Source organism: Streptomyces sp. NPDC055400 (genome assembly GCF_053644375.1).
This window is the reverse complement of the sequence record NZ_JBSHLM010000005.1, coordinates 162,419-178,895: the sequence shown is the minus strand read 5'-3', so window position 1 is coordinate 178,895 and position 16,477 is coordinate 162,419. Positions and strand designations below refer to the sequence as shown.

At 71.7% G+C, this 16,477-nt stretch carries 14 protein-coding genes, 1 pseudogene and 1 riboswitch; of the genes and pseudogenes, 9 read left to right on the top strand and 6 right to left on the bottom strand.

From position 1 onward, the window contains the following. Window positions 1–60: 60 nt before the first annotated feature. Window positions 61–867: a membrane protein YczE gene (yczE, locus tag ACWIGU_RS14975; protein ID WP_454400899.1), complete on the bottom strand. Its 807-nt coding sequence runs from the start codon at window positions 865–867 to the stop codon at window positions 61–63. A 102-nt stretch (window positions 868–969) separates the two neighbouring features. On the opposite strand from yczE, the gene yczR reads away from it, so the two are divergent. Beyond that, window positions 970–2,457, top strand: coding sequence for a MocR-like transcription factor YczR (gene yczR, locus ACWIGU_RS14970; RefSeq protein WP_454400897.1), 1,488 nt, complete (start codon window positions 970–972; stop codon window positions 2,455–2,457). A gap of 187 nt (window positions 2,458–2,644) precedes the next feature. Beyond that, window positions 2,645–2,980: a hypothetical protein gene (locus ACWIGU_RS14965; RefSeq protein WP_454400895.1), complete on the top strand. Its 336-nt coding sequence runs from the start codon at window positions 2,645–2,647 to the stop codon at window positions 2,978–2,980. Between the two features lie 20 nt (window positions 2,981–3,000). Here ACWIGU_RS14965 and ACWIGU_RS14960 read toward each other — a convergent pair whose 3' ends face one another. From ACWIGU_RS14960 to ACWIGU_RS14950, 3 genes and pseudogenes are all read right to left on the bottom strand, one after another. Beyond that, the gene (locus ACWIGU_RS14960) at window positions 3,001–3,879 is read right to left on the bottom strand and encodes a bifunctional 5,10-methylenetetrahydrofolate dehydrogenase/5,10-methenyltetrahydrofolate cyclohydrolase (protein ID WP_454400893.1); all 879 of its coding nucleotides are present in this window, start codon (window positions 3,877–3,879) and stop codon (window positions 3,001–3,003) included. Between the two features lie 22 nt (window positions 3,880–3,901). After that, window positions 3,902–3,992: riboswitch (ZMP/ZTP riboswitch) on the bottom strand. Then, window positions 3,979–4,443, bottom strand: a complete 465-nt coding sequence (locus ACWIGU_RS14955) for an MmyB family transcriptional regulator (protein ID WP_454400891.1) — start codon at window positions 4,441–4,443, stop codon at window positions 3,979–3,981. Its footprint overlaps the riboswitch before it by 14 nt. A gap of 155 nt (window positions 4,444–4,598) precedes the next feature. Further along, window positions 4,599–4,847: pseudogene (locus ACWIGU_RS14950) on the bottom strand (helix-turn-helix domain-containing protein); the annotation flags it as partial. A gap of 227 nt (window positions 4,848–5,074) precedes the next feature. Here ACWIGU_RS14950 and ACWIGU_RS14945 point away from each other — a divergent pair. Together ACWIGU_RS14945 and ACWIGU_RS14940 are read left to right on the top strand one after the other, a co-directional pair. Next, window positions 5,075–5,737 carry an NAD(P)H-dependent oxidoreductase gene (locus tag ACWIGU_RS14945; protein WP_454400889.1) on the top strand — a complete coding sequence of 221 codons (663 nt, stop codon included), beginning with the start codon at window positions 5,075–5,077 and terminating at the stop codon, window positions 5,735–5,737. Between the two features lie 96 nt (window positions 5,738–5,833). Next, window positions 5,834–6,811, top strand: coding sequence for an epimerase (locus ACWIGU_RS14940; RefSeq protein WP_454400887.1), 978 nt, complete (start codon window positions 5,834–5,836; stop codon window positions 6,809–6,811). 31 nt (window positions 6,812–6,842) lie between these two features. On the opposite strand, the gene ACWIGU_RS14935 is transcribed toward ACWIGU_RS14940, so the two are convergent. Together ACWIGU_RS14935 and ACWIGU_RS14930 are read right to left on the bottom strand one after the other, a co-directional pair. Further along, on the bottom strand, window positions 6,843–7,550 hold the full coding sequence (locus ACWIGU_RS14935; protein ID WP_454400885.1) for an SDR family oxidoreductase: 708 nt from the start codon (window positions 7,548–7,550) through the stop codon (window positions 6,843–6,845). A gap of 225 nt (window positions 7,551–7,775) precedes the next feature. Then, window positions 7,776–8,702 carry a helix-turn-helix domain-containing protein gene (locus ACWIGU_RS14930; protein WP_454400884.1) on the bottom strand — a complete coding sequence of 309 codons (927 nt, stop codon included), beginning with the start codon at window positions 8,700–8,702 and terminating at the stop codon, window positions 7,776–7,778. 161 nt (window positions 8,703–8,863) lie between these two features. On the opposite strand from ACWIGU_RS14930, the gene ACWIGU_RS14925 reads away from it, so the two are divergent. The 5 genes from ACWIGU_RS14925 (at window position 8,864) to ACWIGU_RS14905 (ending at window position 15,941) form a co-directional block, all read left to right on the top strand. Continuing rightward, window positions 8,864–9,940 (top strand): saccharopine dehydrogenase family protein, encoded by a 1,077-nt coding sequence (locus ACWIGU_RS14925; protein WP_454400882.1) that lies wholly within the window; start codon window positions 8,864–8,866, stop codon window positions 9,938–9,940. Window positions 9,941–10,317: 377 nt separating this feature from the next. Continuing rightward, complete coding sequence (locus ACWIGU_RS14920; protein ID WP_454400880.1) at window positions 10,318–11,541, top strand: cytochrome P450 family protein; 1,224 nt, start codon at window positions 10,318–10,320, stop codon at window positions 11,539–11,541. Window positions 11,542–12,206: 665 nt separating this feature from the next. After that, complete coding sequence (locus ACWIGU_RS14915; RefSeq protein WP_383082325.1) at window positions 12,207–12,770, top strand: winged helix-turn-helix domain-containing protein; 564 nt, start codon at window positions 12,207–12,209, stop codon at window positions 12,768–12,770. A 116-nt stretch (window positions 12,771–12,886) separates the two neighbouring features. Next, window positions 12,887–13,717 carry an oxidoreductase gene (locus tag ACWIGU_RS14910; protein ID WP_454400878.1) on the top strand — a complete coding sequence of 277 codons (831 nt, stop codon included), beginning with the start codon at window positions 12,887–12,889 and terminating at the stop codon, window positions 13,715–13,717. A 223-nt stretch (window positions 13,718–13,940) separates the two neighbouring features. Then, the gene (locus ACWIGU_RS14905) at window positions 13,941–15,941 is read left to right on the top strand and encodes a hypothetical protein (RefSeq protein ID WP_454400876.1); all 2,001 of its coding nucleotides are present in this window, start codon (window positions 13,941–13,943) and stop codon (window positions 15,939–15,941) included. Window positions 15,942–16,477 lie beyond the last annotated feature (536 nt).

Genomic DNA, 16,477 nt, shown 5'->3' with positions numbered 1-16,477 from the left:
TCGAACTCGCCGTACCGGGCCCGGTCGAGCAGATGCTTGGGCAGATATGACGCACAGACTCTACGAAGACCTGCGGGAGCCGGTGACAGACGGGCCCGTGCGTGCGGTCCTGGTCGGGCTCGTGTAGGCGAACCGGGGCAGGAAGAACTGCGTGATGGGGCCGACGGTCAGGGCGTACAGCACGGTGCCGAGGCCCACGCCGCCGCCGAGCAGCCACCCCGATGCGAGCACGGCGATCTCGATGCACGTGCGGACCACGCGGATGGAACGCCCGGTCAGGGCGGACGCTCCGGTCATCAGCCCGTCCCGGGGCCCCGGACCGAACCGTGCGCCTACGTAGACGGCGACGGACAGGGCGTTGGCGGATATCCCGGCGAGGAGGAGCCCGACGCGCTCGGGGAGTGCCAGGCCTCCGGGGACGAGCGTGAGCCCGAGGTCGGACGAGAAGGCGATGACGACGATGTTGGCGGCGGTGCCGAACGTCGGCCGCTGCCGCAGGGGGATCCACAGCAGCAGGACGGACACACCCACGACGGCGGTGAGTGTGCCGAAGGTCAGCGAAGTGTGCTTCTCCAGCCCCTCGTTGAGGACGCTCCAAGGGCTCAGCCCCAGCGCGGAGCGCACCATGACGGCCATGCTGAATCCGTACAGGGCGAGGCCGGTGAACAACTGCGGCAGGCGGCGGAGCGGGCGTTCCCCGAAGCGTACGTAGGTGAGTGGGGGAGTGGTGCGGGCGCCGCCACCGGGCGTCCGGGGTGCGGTCGTCGGGATCTCGCCGGGCCCCGGAGGCGAGGTCGCTGCGCCGATGTCGTTGCTCTGAGGTGCCGCCTTCTCGAGGTGGCCCGTCATACCCGTGTCGTGCCGCATGTGTGCCTGTCTCCGCCCTGGGTGTCGTATGCCTTCAAGGCCATTGCGGCAACTCTGTAGAGTCATTGGCCCGCATAACATGGCCAATCTGGGGAGAATGGTTTGACTGACGCGAACGCCTTCCTGCCCGTGGACAGGGTGGGCCGCGCGGACCGGACCCTGGGCAGCCGCCGGCTCGCCGCGATGCTTCCTGACATCTCGGGCACGAGACCCGCCTACCGCCACCTCGCCCAGGCGATCAGCACGCTCATCCTCGACGGACGCATCGCGCTGCACGTCAAGCTCCCCGCAGAGCGCGAACTGGCCGCAGCCCTCGCCACCAGCAGAACCACCGTCACCGCCGTGTACGACCTGCTGCGCGAGAGCGGCTACGCGCACAGCCGCCAGGGATCGGGCACGTGGACCGCCCTGCCCGAAGGCCGCACCCCCAGTGGCATCACACGCCTCCTCGGCCCCCCGGACACCGCGATCGACCTGGCCAGAGCCTCGCCCGGGCTGCCCCGGCAGGCACTCGTCGACGCCCTCGCGCACATCACCCCGCAACTGGCCGAGCAGGCGCACACCCCCGGCTACCACCCCTACGGCCTGCCCGACCTGCGCGCCGCCATCGCCGAGCGCTACACCCGACGCGGTCTCGCCACCCTGCCCGAACAGATCCTTGTGACGTCCGGCGCGCAGCACGCGCTGACACTCGTCCTGGGACTCCTGAGCAGCCCCGGTGACCGGGTCATGGTCGAGAACCCGTCCTACCCCAACGCCCTTGACGCCCTGCGCCGAGCCCGGCTGCGCACCGTGTCCGTCCCCGTGACCGACACCGGCTGGGACATCGAGATCACCGAATCGACCCTTCGCCAGGCCGTGCCCCAAATGGCCTACCTGGTCCCCGACTTCCACAATCCGACCGGCTGCCTCATGCCCGAGCAGGAGCGGGCGCGCGTCCTGCGGGCGGCGGAGCGCTCCGGGACATGGCTGGTCATCGACGAGACGCTGGCCGACCTCGCGCTCGACGTGCCCGCCCCGCCTCCCTTCGCCTCCCACGCCGCGAAGGGTGGCGCCGGCCAGGTCATCGCCATCGGCTCGATGAGCAAGACCCATTGGGGTGGCCTGCGTATCGGCTGGCTGCGCGCGCCCGCACCGCTCGTCACCGAACTCGCGGGCCAGCGCGTGGCCACCGACATGGGCGGATCGGTCGTCGACCAACTCCTGGCCCTCACCCTCCTGGACCGGTCGGACGAGCTTCTGCCGCCCCGCCTTGAGCAACTACGGCTACAGCGCGCGGCGTTGGCCGCCGCGCTGGGCGAGCACCTGCCGCACTGGACCTGGCAACTGCCGCCCGGCGGGCTGTCGTTCTGGGTCGACCTGGGCGAACCCGTCGCCTCCGCGCTGTCCGAGCGGGCCCTCGACAACGGCGTCCGGATCGAGAGCGGCGCCCACTTCGCCACCGACCCAGGCATCTTCGAGCAGCGGATGCGCATCCCGTACACGACCTCGGCGGACACCCTGCGCGAGGCCGTCCACCGCATGGCGACCGCGCTCGCCGCCGGCCTCCCCTCGGCATCAGCCGCGCGCCGACCGCACTGGGTGGTCTGAGCGCCAGTGCCCGAAGGAGATCACTCGATGCCGTACGCGGATCGCCCCCGTCCCGGAACCGGTCCCCTCTTCCGCCTCGCATGGCGCGGGACCCACTATCCGGGCCGGCCCGTCGAGGAGCTGTGGATCGGCCCTCGGCACAGATACGGACGGCGGCTGGTGGTTCGGGGCGTACTTCCTCGGGCGCGTGCCACTGGGTGAAGGCGCGGCGCGGGCCGCCGAGTTCGCTCAGTGGCTTCTGGCCGAGCCGCCGCCAGGCCCGTACGAGGGAGAGTTCACCCTGATCGCCCGTGAACCGCAGGCCGGATCCCCGGGGGTCGCCGCCGGAACGCTGCTGACCGTCGCATTCCTCCTGGGCCGCGAGGAACCCGACGGGCCCGAGTATCTCCAGATGCTGCCTTCCGGTGAGACGGCGGTACGGCACATCGGCTTCGAGGTGTGCGCACCGCTGGAGTGCGAGCCGCTGCCGCGCGCCGCACTCGCGGTGGCGGCCGCCGGACTCCTCGACGTCGCCACCGCGTAGGGCCCCGGACCGCCGTCCCCTCAGGCGAGCGCGCGGCCGGGGTCCGCGCCGAGCTGGCGGTATGCGGCGGTGACCGTCTGCGCCAGGAGGACGGCGATGGTCATGGGGCCCACCCCGCCGGGAACGGGAGTGATCAGGCGGGCCCGCTCGGCCGCGGTGTCGAAGTCCACGTCACCGACGTTGCCCGCGTTGTAGCCGGCGTCGATGACGACCGCGCCAGGCTTGATGTCCTCGCCGCGGATGAGCCGGGGCCGGCCCACCGCCGCCACCACGATGTCCGCCTCCCGCACGAACGTGCTGAGGTCGGCAGTCCGCGAGTGGCAGTACGTCACCGTGGCGTCCCGGGCGAGCAGCAGCATCCCGGCCGGCTTGCCGAGGATCGCGCTCCGGCCCACGACGACCGCGTGCCGGCCCGCGAGACCGACGTCGTACTCGTCGAGGAGCCGCATGATTCCGCCGGGTGTGCAGGAGACGAACCCGGGCAGCCCGAAGGCCATCGCGCCGAACGAGCTCATGGTGACGCCGTCGACGTCCTTCTCCGGAGCGATGGCCTCGAAGGCCGCGCGTTCGTCGATGTGCGGGCCCACGGGGTGCTGGAGCAGGATTCCGTGGACCGACGCGTCCTGTGACAGTTCGCGCAGGGTGGCGACCAGCTCCGCGGTCGTCGTGGTGGCGGGGAGCTGGACGCGCCGCGACTCGATACCGGCCTTGGCGCAGCGGGCCTGCTTCATACGTACGTAGGTGACGGAGGCGGGATCCTCGCCCACCAGCACGGTCGCGAGGCAGGGCGCCGAGCCCGTACGCCTCACCAGCTCCGCCGCCTTGCCCGCGGACTCCTCGACGAGGCGCCGGGCGGGACCGGTGCCGTCCATGAGGTGGGTTGTCCGTGTCGGGGACATGGTCGCCTCCCAGGCGTCATTGACCACTCGCCCAGGCGCACGGCATACATCGACCCTTTGGTCAGGCCGCTCCCCGGTGGTTCTCCACCCCAGCGCCAGTCACGGCCTGTGGGCCACTGTAACGGCTTCGGTCAGCCGCGCGAGAGCCGCGGCCTCCTCGCTGCCGTCCTCGGCGCTGAACACATGCACGACCAGGCCCGTCTCGCCGGGAACTGCCGGTACGTGCAGCGTCTCGAAGTCCAGCGTGAGCAGCCCGGCCACCGGGTGTCTCAGGAGCTTGCGCCCCGCCGCGCACATCACGACCTCGCCGCTGTCCCAGATACGCCTGAACTCCTGGCTGAGCGCGGTGAGTTCGGCGATGAGCGCGGCCAGTTCCGTGTCGTCGGGGTAGCGCCCCGACCAGACCCGCAGCTGGCCCACGGCCTCCGCCGCCCGGTCCTCCCACTCAGGGTGGACGACGCGGGAAGCGGGGTCGAGGAAGAGGTACCGCGCGTTGTTCCGGTCGCGGCGGGCCGGCTTGCCCAGACCGCCGATGAGCTCGGCGCCGAGGACGTTCCACGCCACCACGTCCAGGCGATGGTTCGTGGCGAAGGCCGGGAAGGCATCGGGCTGACCCTGGTCTCGGGCGCGGGGCCCTGCCGCGCACCGGCCAGGGTCGCGAGATGCCCGCGCTCCGCCGCGTCGAGGCCGAGCGCTCCGGCGAGCGCGTCGACGACCTCTGGGGAGGGCTGCGTGGCGCGGCCCTGTTCCAGGCGTACGTAGTAGTCCACGCTGATCCCGGCGAGCTGTGCCAGCTCTTCGCGGCGCAGTCCCCGTACCCGCCGGCGACGGCCGCCGGAGAGCCCGGCGCGCTCCGGTGTGACGCGCGCGCGGCGGGCGCGGAGAAAGTCTCCGAGGCCGCGCTGCGAGCCGCCGGTGGTGAGGGTGGTGCCCGCGCCCGTGTCCCCGATGCCGTTCACGCCGTCCATGGACCCAAGTATGCGTGGCCCTCGCAGTACCAGGATGAGCGTTCCGCCGTTGACCAGGGTGCTGGCTGCCCGGACGCGCCTGGGCGAACGTGGTGGCATGAACGACACGACGCCTCGGCAGCCCAAGAAGATCCTCGTGGTCAGCGCCCACCCGGAACCCCGTTCGCTCAACTCCGCGTTGACCGGCTTCGCGGTCGAGCACCTGCGCACGGCGGGGCGAGGTGAGGGTGTCCGACCTCTACGCGATGAAGTGGAAGGCGACGGTGGACGCCGAGGACTTCCCCGAGCGCACCGGAGCGGCCCGGCTGCACGTGATGGCCGACTCCGAGCGGGCGACGCTCTCGGGCGGTCTGTCACCCGACATCGCGGCGGAGCAGGAGAAGGTGCGCTGGTCGGACGCGGTGGTCCTGCAGTTCCCGATGTGGTGGTTCTCGGCGCCCGCGATCCTCAAGGGCTGGATCGACCGGGTCTTCACGAGCGGCTTCGCGTACGGCCCCGCGGTCCCGCCGCCGTACGGCGAAAGCTCCCTGCCGGGCAGGCGGGCGCTCGTGTCGGTGACGGTCGGCGCGCGCGAGTCCGCGTTCTCCGACCGTGGTGTCCACGGAAGCCTCGCGGACGTTCTGCACCCCATTCAGCACGGCCTGTTCTGGTTCACCGGCATGAACCCGCTGGAGCCGTTCGCGGTGTACAGCTCGAACGAACTGCCCGACGAACGATTCGCCGCCGCGCGGGCGGAGTACGCGCGACGACTCGACACACTCTTCACGGCCACGCCCGTCCCCTTCCGCCCTCTCACGGGCGGCGACTACGACCACGACATGCGGCTCCTGCCGGAGGTCGAGGCACCGGGCACGAGCGGACTCGACCTGCACGTCCGCGACCGGGCCTGAGGACCGTCCCGCGCGGGCGGCCCTCCTGGGCCCCCTTCTATTTGAACGTGTTCAAATATCTGCGCTAAGGTGGGGCCGACACGATGAGGGGGCTCCATGAAGATCGTGATACCCGGCGGCACCGGGCAGGTAGGGACGATCCTGAAGCGTGAACTGGCCGCAGCGGGACACGAAGTCGTCGTCCTCACGCGGCGGCCCGTGCACGACGACGAAGTCCGCTGGAACGGCGAGACCCTGGGCCCCTGGGCCGAGGTCGTCGACGGCAGCGACGTCGTGATCAACCTCGCCGGACGCAGCGTCAGTTGCCGTTACACACAGGCCAACCTCCGGGCCATGATGGACTCGCGCGTGCGGTCCGCCGAGGTCGTCGGCGAGGCCGTCTCCGCCGCAGCGCGACCTCCGAGGGTGTGGCTGCAGATGAGTACGGCCACCATCTACGCCCACAGCTTCGCCGCGCCGAACGACGAGACAACCGGCGTACTCGGCGGCGACGAGGCCGGCGTCCCGGGCTACTGGGGTTACAGCGTCGAGATCGCCAAGGTGTGGGAGCGGGCGCAGGAGCGGGCCGACACCCCGCACACCCGCAAGGTCGCCCTGCGCGCCGCGATGGTCATGAGCCCCGATCGCGGCGGTGTCTTCGACGTCCTCCTGCGCCTGGCCAGGCTCGGCCTCGGTGGTCCGGTCGCGGGCGGCTGCCAGTACGTGTCCTGGATCTACGACCGTGACTTCGCCCGAGCGGTCCGGTTCCTGATCGAACGCGACGACCTGGACGGGCCCGTGAACCTCGCCGCCCCCGAGCCGCTGCCGCAGCGTGACTTCATGCGTGCGCTACGCGCGGCATGGGGCGTTCCGGTGGGCCTTCCCGCGACGAAGTGGATGGCCGAACTCGGCGCGTTCGCGCTCCGCTCGGACACCGAACTCCTTCTGAAGAGCCGCCGCGTGGTCCCGGGCCGGCTGCTCGACGCGGGCTTCTCCTTCGACCACGCCGGGTGGCCCGACGCCGCCGCCAACCTCGCGCGACGTGTACGCGGTGGGCGTGACGTCACGCGGGCGATGGCGGACGGGACGGTGTGAGGCGGGCGTCCCCGTCGGGCGACGCGCGTCGTCACCAGGGGAGCGGGCCCTCCGCGCTGACGTACGTGCCGGTCGGGCCGTCGGGGCCCAGCTGGGCCATGCGCACGATGATCTCGGCGCCCTCCTCGACGGTCTGGATGCCGGTGTGGGCGTTCAGGTCCGTCGCGGTGTAGCCGGGCTCGACCGCGTTGATCCGCATGCCGGGGAACGCCTTCGCGTACTGCACGGTGACCATGTTCACCGCCGTCTTCGAGGCGGGGTAGGCGACTCCGGGATACGCGTGGGTCGGCGTCCCCGCGTCGGTGACCCGGGCCAGCGAGGCCAGGCCGCTGCTCAGGTTGACCACGACCGGCGCGTCGGACTTGTGCAGCAGGGGCAGGAACGCGTGGGTGACACGTACGACGCCGAAGACGTTCGTCTCGAAGGTCGACCGCATCTCGTCGGCGGTCACGTCCGCGGCGCCGATCACGCCGCCGTCCGGGGTCCGGCCCTCGATGCCGGCGTTGTTGATCAGCACGTCCAGGCCGCCGTCGGCCTCGATCGTCTTCGCGGCGGCGTTCACGGACGCGTCGTCCGTGACGTCGAGCTGGACCCAGCGTGCGCCGAGCTGCTCGGCGGCGCGGCGGCCGCGCTCGGGGTCGCGGCTGCCCACGTAGACGGTGTGGCCTGCGGCGACGAGTCGGCGGGCGGTCTCGAAGCCGAGACCCTTGTTCGCTCCGGTGATGAGTGTTTTCGTCATGCCACCAGCGTGCGGCCCCGCGCTGCCATCAGCCAGGAGTCCCGTCTTCCTGGGACTGGCGGTACCAGGCGGGTCCCGGGCGGCTCCCAGGCGCGGTCCCGTCGTCCGGCGCGCGGTCCCGGGCCCGGTCCGAGGCGTGGTCTCATCGAGTGGCACCTCGACCTCAGCTTTAGGGTGAGGGTTCGGTGATCGTGGGGGTGTGCATCGTGCGGGGTGCGGCGCGTGTCACCGGCCGCCGAACGTCCTCCGATAGGCCTCCGGCGGCAGGCCCGTGACCCGGGCGAAGTGCCGCCGGAGCGTGGCGGAGGTCCCCATGCCCGTCCGTGCCGCGATCCGCTCGACGGTGTCGTCGCTCGACTCCAGCAGCTCCTGCGCCTCCCGCACACGCTGGCTCAACAGCCACCTCAGGGGCGCCGTCCCTGTGACGGCATGGAAGTGCCGCACCAGGTTGCGGCTGCTCATGCCCGCCTGGCGGGCCATGTCCTCGACGGTGAGCGGCTGGTCGATCCGGGCCAGCACCCAGGGGAGCAGATCGGCGAGCGGATGGTCGCGCCCGTGCGTCACCGGCGCCGGGATGAACTGCGCCTGGCCGCCGTCCCGATGGGGCGGCGTCACGAGGTGCCGCGCCAGGGCGTTGGCGACCGTCGCCCCGTGGTCCGTGCGCACGATGTGGAGGCACAGGTCCATTCCGGCCGCCTTGCCGGCGGACGTGAGGACGCTGCCCTCGTCGGTGAACAGCACTTCGGCGTCGACCCTGACGCCCGGGTACCGCGCCGCGAGCCTTTCCGTGTGCGCCCAGTGAGTGGTGGCGCGACGGCCGTCGAGGAGTCCGGCCGCGGCCAGGACGAAGGCGCCGGTGCACAGCGAGGCGATCCGGGCGCCTGCCGAGTGGGCGGTGCGCAGGGCGTCGAGCAGTTCCTGCGGAGGCTCCTGCTCGACGTCGCGCCACGCCGGGACGATCACCGTCTGCGCATCGGCGACGGCCTCGAGTCCGTGGGTGGTGTCGGCCCGGAGCCAGTCGCCGACGCGGGACCCGGCGGGTCCGCAGGTGGTGAACGAGTACCAAGGCGCGGCCAGGTCGGAATGGTCGGAGCCGAAGACTTCGAGCGCCCCCGCGGCCTCGAAGAGCATCGTGCCTTCGGGGAGCGCCATCGCAACCGAATGCGCAGCGGAACGTACAGCGGAACGCGCGAGGGATTGCATGTCCGAAACTGTACGCCCCTCGTCATTCCTGCCACTGGCTGGGCGGGCCCCTCGCCCGGATCATTGCTGTCGAACCGCACACCACCGCCCTTCGGACACTGGAGCCGACGATGAGCAACACCCTCTCGGGACCCGCCTCGCATCACACCACCGGGTCGCTCGACGGGCGGCCGGTCGTCGTCTTCGGCGCCTACGGACACACCGGCCGCTTCGTCGTGGCGGAGCTGCTGAGACGGGGAGCGACGCCGGTGCTCGTCGGACGGGACGCGTGCAAGCTCGACGCGGTGCGCGACCTCGCTCCCGGCGCGCCCGTGCGTCAGGCGCTCCCCGACGACGCGGCCTCCCTCGACCGGGCCCTCGAAGGAGCGGCGGCGGTCATCAACGCCGCCGGACCGTTCCTCGACACGGCCAGCCCGCTGGTGGACGCGGCGCTCCGCGCGGGCATCCCCTACCTGGACGTCGGGGCCGAACAGGCCGTCACCGCCGCCCTGTTCGACACCTACGGCGACCGCGCCAGGGAGGCCGGCATCGCCGTCGTTCCGTCCCTGGCGTTCTACGGCGGCCTGGGTGACCTCCTCGCCACCGCCGCTCTCGGCGACTGGCCGGACGCGGACGAGATCACACTCGCGTACGGCCTCGACAGCTGGCACCCGACGCAGGGCACCCGCCGCACCGGCGAGAGCAACGCCGGGCGCCATCTCACCTTCACCGCGGGCAGGTTGAGCCCCTTCTCGTATGCGCAGGATGTCTCCCCGTGGACCTTCCCGGAGCCGCTCGGCAAGCAGGACACCGTCGTGTTCGCGACGGCCGACCAGGTCACGCTCCCGCGCCACGTGCGCACCCCCGAGGTGCGCGCGGTGATGAACCTCGCGCCGCTGCGCGACATCCGCGCGGAGGACACCCCCGAGCCCGTACCCGCCGACGCCGACGGCCGCTCCGCGCAGTCCTTCCTCGTGGAGGCCGTGGTGACCCGCGGCCGCGAGACGCGCCGCGCCGTGGCGGGAGGCCGTGACATCTACGCCGTCACGGCGCCGCTCGTCGTCGAGGCCCTCGCGCGCATGCTCCAAGGCGACCGTGTGGTGACCGGCGTGGTCGCCGCCGGCGAAGCGTTCGACGCCGAGAGCTTCCTGCATGCACTCACGCCCGAGCACCTGACGCGCCTCGAGCTGCCGACCGAGCAGAGCTGAGCCCGGAGTTTCGCGCGGGACGGCGTGCCAGGAGTTGCCAGGAGCGGGGTGGGAGTACCGTGCGGCCCCTGCGGGCAGGTGTCTCCGGTCTGCCCACCACGCCAACTCGGCGGTGCAGACACGGTTGTTGACTGTCCGTCGAGTGGTTGACTTTCGGCCAAGACGGGACCCGTTGAGGACCGGTCCACTCAGAGGTGCCGCGCGCGTCCGCCCGGCCGGAACACCTGTCGAGCGACCGGCAGCCCAGGCTCGGACGCATCGAACCGGCCATCCCTGCCGGACAGTCGTAATGATCTTGGATAGGTTCCTCAGGGCTCTCGCGCCGCGGGGCGCGTCATCCTCCGGCCCCAAGATCCCGACCAGGCAGGAGCCACTTCATGGGACCGCAACCCGTCGCAATCGACCCGGCCGGTGCCGACGTCCACGCCGAGGCCGCGCGGCTGCGCGCCGCGGGTCCGGTGACGCTCGTCCGGCTCCCCGACGGCCCCGAGGCATGGGCCATCACCAGCCACAGCCTGCTCAAGGACCTGCTGACCGACCCACGCGTGTCCAAGGACCCCAACCTGCACTGGCCCGCGTGGCAGCGCGGCGAGTACCGCGAGTCCTGGCTGGCCACCTGGGTCGGCGTGAACAACATGTTCACCGCGTACGGGAGCGACCACCGACGGCTGCGCAAGCTCATCGCACCGGCGTTCACGGCCCGCCGCACCGACGCCATGCTGCCCTCGGTCGAGCGCATCACCGCCGCCCTCCTGGACGAACTCGCCACGGCGCCCCGGGGATCCGCGGTCGACCTCCGCGAGAGCTTCACGCACCGGCTGCCGATGCAGGTCATCTGCGAGCTGTTCGGTGTCCCCGAGGGCGACACCCGCGCCGAACTGGCCCGGCTTTCCGAGATCATCATGACCTCCGTCGACCCGCAGGAGGCGGGCGCCGCGTTCGTCGAGATCCAGGCGCTGCTGAAGGGGCTGGCCGCGCTGAAGCGCGAGGAACCCGCGTCGGACCTGACCAGTGTGCTGGTCGCCGCGCGGGACGAGGAAGGCCAGCGCATGACCGAACAGGAGCTGATAGACACGCTCCTGCTCGTCCTCGTCGCCGGCCACGAGACCACGGTCAACCTCATAGGCAACGCCGTTCACGCCCTGCTCACGCACCCGGAGCAGCTCGAACTGGTCCGTGCGGGCAAGCTCTCCTGGAACGACGTGATCGAGGAGACCCTCCGCTGGGCCCCCAGCGTCGTCAACCTTCCGCTCCGGTTCGCCGTCGAGGACATCGAGATCCCGGACGGGCCCACCATCCGCAAGGGCGAGCCGATTCTGGCGTCGTTCGCGGCCACCGGGCGCGATCCGCGGCAGCACGGGGACACCGCCGACCAGTACGACGCACGCCGCCCGAGCGCCGAACACCTCAGCTTCGGCCACGGAGTCCACCGCTGCCTGGGCGCGCCCCTGGCCCGTATGGAAGCCGCGATCGCCCTCCCGGCCCTCTTCGACCGCTTCCCCGACCTGGAACTCGCCCTGCCCGCCGAGTCGTTGGAACCGGCCGGCGGCTTCATCGTGGGAGGCCTGAAGGCGATTCCCGTGAGGCTGACGAAGGACTGACCCTGGGCCGCGGATGTGCGTGGCGGCCGGAGCTCCGCGGGCTCAGCGGGCCACCGCGCGCACCGGGACCGAGGACCAGCCGCGCAGCGTGTTGTGCACGAACGGGGTCTCAGGACCGGCGGGTTCCAGGCGTTCGATGCGGCGGACCAGCGCGGTGAGCCCGTGAGACGCCGGTCCTGGCCGTACCGCCCGAACACCACGACGACCTGCTCACCGACCAGGAACGCGCCGAGAGCCGGACGATGTTGCTGTGCGTGCCGATGAGCGCCGGACCGAGGCTCATGCTCGACGTGTGACGGAGCGACGTCGCGGCTTCGCGGTGGTCCGTCGCCGCTCGGATGTGTGTCCTGGGAAAGATCCTTCGCCGATGGCGTGGCCAGGAGGGGGCGCGGTCGTTGGTCAGCGCATGAACGACCCGCGCAAAAGCGTTCCTGCGCCCCGACCGCGTCACGCTGCCCCGCTGGGCACGGGCGGGGCCGCCTCGCCGACGCCCATTTACGACGCGCTCGTGCATCAATGGCGCGCCCTGCACCGGGAGGTCCCCCGCCCGCCCGCCACGCGGCAGGGCTGGGTGCGCGTAGATCCGCAGGACCTGTTCCACCGTGGTTGAACCAGTCCCACAAGAACCATTGCACAAGAGTTCTTGTGTAAGTAATGTTGCCCGTATGGCCCCTCCCATCACCGATTCCCGGGTGCTGGCCGCGATGGCCCACCCGGTCCGTCGCCGCCTGCTCGATCTGCTCAAGCTCGACGGCCCTTCCACCGCCAGCGCACTGTCGCAGGCGACGGGCGAAGCCGTCGGCAATGTGAGTCACCACCTGAAGGCGCTGGCCGCCGCTGGGCTGATCGAGGAGGCCCCTGAACTCGCGCGCGACCGCCGGGAACGGTGGTGGCGGCGCACCACTCCGAAGCTCCTGTGGTCCTCCGTCGACTTCGCCGACGACGCGGCGGGGGAGGCCGTCGCACAGGCCGCCGAGTCCCTCAACCTCGAGCGGCAGATCAACCAGGTGCGCCGCTGGGCCGATCAGCCCCAGTCCGAGCAGCAGCGCTGGCCGCTCGGGCCCTTTGCCGCCGAGGTGTGGCTGCGGATGACCGACGCCGAACTCGCCCAGTTCAAGGACGAGATCGTGGAAGTCATGGACAGGTGGGCCGACCGGGAACTCCCCGACGACGGCCAGGAACGGGAAACGGTCTTCACCTTCGCCCGTGCCGTACCGGGTCACCCGTAAACCGCAAGCCGCAAGCCGCATCCGCGTACAGCGCATACGGCACGGCACGGCTCAGCACCCGCGCCGTGTCACCCCTACGGCACACGTACTCAGTCACGCTCACGAAAGCAGGAGACATGTCTGTTTGGTTCATCACCGGCGCCTCGCGCGGCCTGGGAGCGGAGATCGCGCGGGAGGCGCTGGCGCGAGGGCATGAGGTCGTCGCCACGGCGCGCGACGCCGAGGCCGTGCGCCGTGCCTTCCCGGACGCGCCCGACGCCCTGCTCGCCGTCGACCTGGACGTCACCGAGGAGGCGACGATACGCACCGCGGTCGATGCCGCGCTCGCGCGCTTCGGCCGCATCGACGTCCTGGTCAACAACGCGGGGCGCGGCCTCCTCGGGGCGGTGGAAGAGGTCTCGGACGCGGCCGTACGCGACGCGTTCGACATCAACGTCTTCGGGGTGCTCAGCACCCTGCGGGCCGTGCTGCCCACACTCCGCGAACAGCGTTCCGGCCACGTGATCAACATCGGCTCGGTCGGCGGTTTCGCCACCGCTCCCGGCGTCGGCCTGTACGGCGCGACGAAGTTCGCCGTCGAAGCCGTCACCGAGGCCCTGCACGGCGAACTCGCCCCCTTGGGCGTCCACGTCACCGTCGTCGAACCCGGCGGCTTCCGCACCGACTTCCTCGACGCGTCGAGTCTCTACACCGAACCTCACGTGATCGACGACTACGCGCCCACCGCCGGCGCCACCCGCAAGGCCCTCGCGGACGTCAACCACCGCCAGCCCGGAGACCCCGCCAAAGCGGCAGCCGCCGTCGTCGGCCTGGCCGAGACCCCCGAACCTCCGCTCCGCCTCCTGCTCGGCGCCGACGCCGTGGCCCGCGTCGAGGCCAAACTCGACCTCGTCACCCGCGAACTCGACCGGAACCGGGCCCTGGCCATGTCGACGGACCTGGCGTGACGGAGGGCGCCCAGAAGCCGTTCAGTGGGTTTGATTGAAGTTGCGCGAAAGCTCCATTGACCGAGCAATTTCAAGCAGATAGTTTTCCTTCGTCCGTAGATCGCCGGTCCCTCGCGTCAGCTCCCCTCGTCACATTCCGGAGCTGACGCGGCGGACGGGGCGGTGGGCCGGCGGAGCCACCGGCCGCGCCCGCCCTCGTACAACCCGTGCAAGGAGAGTCCCGTTGTCGGCGCGCTACCACCTGCGATTCCAGCTCCCTCCCCGCAAGGACCCGGCCGAGGCGGTCGCGAATGCCACCGCCCTCGCCGGGGCCTGCCAGGAGGCAGGGGTCGACGAAGTCGTTCTTCTGCTGGCTGCGGAGGAAGTGTTCGGCGGCTACGTCGTCGGTGAGGCCGAAGACCGCTGGTACGAGACCACGGCCACCGTCAGCGACATCCTGCGCGACGCCGGACTCGACGTCAGCCTCAACCCGTGGGTGACGGCCGGCCACGCGGACCGCGGCCGCAAGGACGCCCACGGCTTCCTGCCGATGGTCTCGCCCACCGGCAGGACCGCCGCCGCGCAGGCCTCGTTCACCTGCCCCCGCTGGCGGGAATGGCTGTACGCCCATTACGGACGCTTCGCCGGGCTCGGCTTCCGCGTGCTGTGGCTGGAGGACGACTTCCGCTACCACAACCACGCCCCGCTGGACTGGGGCGGGGGTTTCGAGACCTCCGTCCTGGACCGGCTGGCCGATCTCGTCGGCCGTCCCGTGACCCGCGACGAGGTCGTGCGGGCGATCACGGAACCCGGGTCGCCGCACCCGTGGCGCGCCCTGCTCCAGCAGGTCTGGCGCACCGTCCAGACGGAGATCGCCGAGCGGCTCAGCGAGGTCGTCGAGGAACGTTCGGCGGGCCGTTCCCGGCTCGGGCTGATGAGTTCGCTGCCCGACGTCCACTCCGTCGAGGGCCGCGACTGGCCGGCGCTGTTCCAGGCCCTGGCCGTCCGGGGCCGGGCTGCGCACCGCCCGCACTTCGCGCCGTACAGCGACAGCGCCCCGCGCTCCCTCAGCAGCCAGATGTGGCTCCTGGAATCCCAGCGCGCGCTGCGGCCCGACTGGGTCGAGTCCGAGCCGGAGATCGAGAACTGGCCGCACACCACCTGGTCGAAGTCCGACGTGCAGACCTGGTCCGAGATGACCACGGCCCAACTGTCGGGCGCGGACGCGCTGTTCCTCAACGTGCACCCCATGCAGGCCGGCCGCCCCGACCGCTTCCCCGGCACGGCCCAGCTGCTGCGCCGCTCACGCCCGGCCCTCGACTGGATCGCGGGGCGCCATACCAAGCAGGCCCGGACACTCGGGGTCGGGCTGCCGTACCGGCAGGACGCCGCGGCCCACGTCCGCACGCGGACCGGCACCCTGGAGGAGCTGCGCACCGGCCCGCGCGGGGCAGCCGAATTCCTGCTGCGCTACGGCATCCCGGTCACCGCCTCAAAGGCTCCGGTCCAGGCCGTCTTCGGCATGCTGGCCTGGGCGTTCGACGACGACGAGATCCGGGAGATGCTGACGGGCGGACTGCTGCTCGACGGGATCGCGGCCGACGTGCTGACCCGGCGCGGATTCGGCGACCTCCTCGGTGTCCAGGTCGCCGAGGTCGTCGACCGCGAGGACGCGCAGACGGCGGACCCGTTCAGCTTCGAACAGATCACCCACCACCCCGACCCCGACCTCGTCGGCACGCTGCTGAGCGTCAACACACAGCCCGCGCTGGCCCGCCTGACGCCGCATCCGGACGCCGTGGTGTGGACGCACATCCTCACCCCAGGGGAAGACGCGTGGGGCGCAGGCAGCTGCGGATACGTGAATGAGCTCGGCGGTCGCGTCGCCGTACTCGCCGCCACCGACCCCGCCGACCTGCCCCGCGACGACTTCGGGCAGCGCGTCATGCACGTCGTCATCAGGTTCCTGGAGGGACAGGCCCCGACGCTGCCGCTGGTGAGCGGCGGACCGCACCTGATCCCGCACCTGTCCCACCAGGACGGGGTGACGCGACTCGCCGTGGCCAATGGCAGCTTCGATCCCGCGCTGCCCCACGTCGACATCCCCACGCCACCCGACGCGGTCTCGTCGGTCCGGCTCGACCCGCTGAAGACCCCGGAACCGGCGAGCGTGTTCCACGGCGCGGAGGGCGTCGCGGCCGAGACGGAACTGCCGCATCGCGCCTGGCTGATGCTGGCCTGGTGAGCCGCACGCCCCGCGAACCGGGAGACGTGGCACGACTGGAGGCCGTCGGTCCCCTTCGAGGTCCAGCCGGACCGCGAGGCGTCGTGGTGTGTCGATCAGGTCGGGTGCGGCCGTCAGGCTCGCCTGCCGGAGGCGGTGATGGGCGGCCTCGCGGTACGTGCGAAGTGGTCCGCGAGGCCGCCCGGGTGCGCCGTCCTGTCAGGGCGCCCACCGCCGACCGTAAGCACAAGATCGTCGTCCGGCGCCCTGAGTTACGCCGTCCGGGATCCTCCGAGCGCGGGCTGCTGAGCCAGGTCCAGCTCGCCGACCACCTCGTCATCGCTCACCTCACAGGTCCGAGGGCAGTGCGGGGCCGAGGACGGCGTGCTGCTGTTCCTGCCGGCCCCCGCCGCCTCTGCTGCTCGGCCGCCCGCTGTGGCACCCGCGTGCGTGGCCCGCTCCCGCCGGCGCCACAAGTCGACCGCGGCCAACGGATGGGCGGGGATGGGGAGTTGAACGCCGCCTCTTCGTCGCCCCGTGTGTCCATCCGTTCGCGA

What these genes read in the sequence shown, in the direction of transcription:
- yczE (WP_454400899.1), bottom strand. Translation starts at nt 867, where the DNA reads ATGCGGCACGACACGGGTATGACGGGCCACCTCGAGAAGGCGGCACCT.
- ACWIGU_RS14960 (WP_454400893.1), bottom strand. Translation starts at nt 3,879, where the DNA reads ATGTCCCCGACACGGACAACCCACCTCATGGACGGCACCGGTCCCGCC.
- ACWIGU_RS14940 (WP_454400887.1), top strand. Translation starts at nt 5,834, where the DNA reads ATGAAGATCGTGATACCCGGCGGCACCGGGCAGGTAGGGACGATCCTG.
- ACWIGU_RS14935 (WP_454400885.1), bottom strand. Translation starts at nt 7,550, where the DNA reads ATGACGAAAACACTCATCACCGGAGCGAACAAGGGTCTCGGCTTCGAG.
- ACWIGU_RS14930 (WP_454400884.1), bottom strand. Translation starts at nt 8,702, where the DNA reads ATGGCGCTCCCCGAAGGCACGATGCTCTTCGAGGCCGCGGGGGCGCTC.
- ACWIGU_RS14925 (WP_454400882.1), top strand. Translation starts at nt 8,864, where the DNA reads ATGAGCAACACCCTCTCGGGACCCGCCTCGCATCACACCACCGGGTCG.
- ACWIGU_RS14920 (WP_454400880.1), top strand. Translation starts at nt 10,318, where the DNA reads ATGGGACCGCAACCCGTCGCAATCGACCCGGCCGGTGCCGACGTCCAC.
- ACWIGU_RS14915 (WP_383082325.1), top strand. Translation starts at nt 12,207, where the DNA reads ATGGCCCCTCCCATCACCGATTCCCGGGTGCTGGCCGCGATGGCCCAC.
- ACWIGU_RS14910 (WP_454400878.1), top strand. Translation starts at nt 12,887, where the DNA reads ATGTCTGTTTGGTTCATCACCGGCGCCTCGCGCGGCCTGGGAGCGGAG.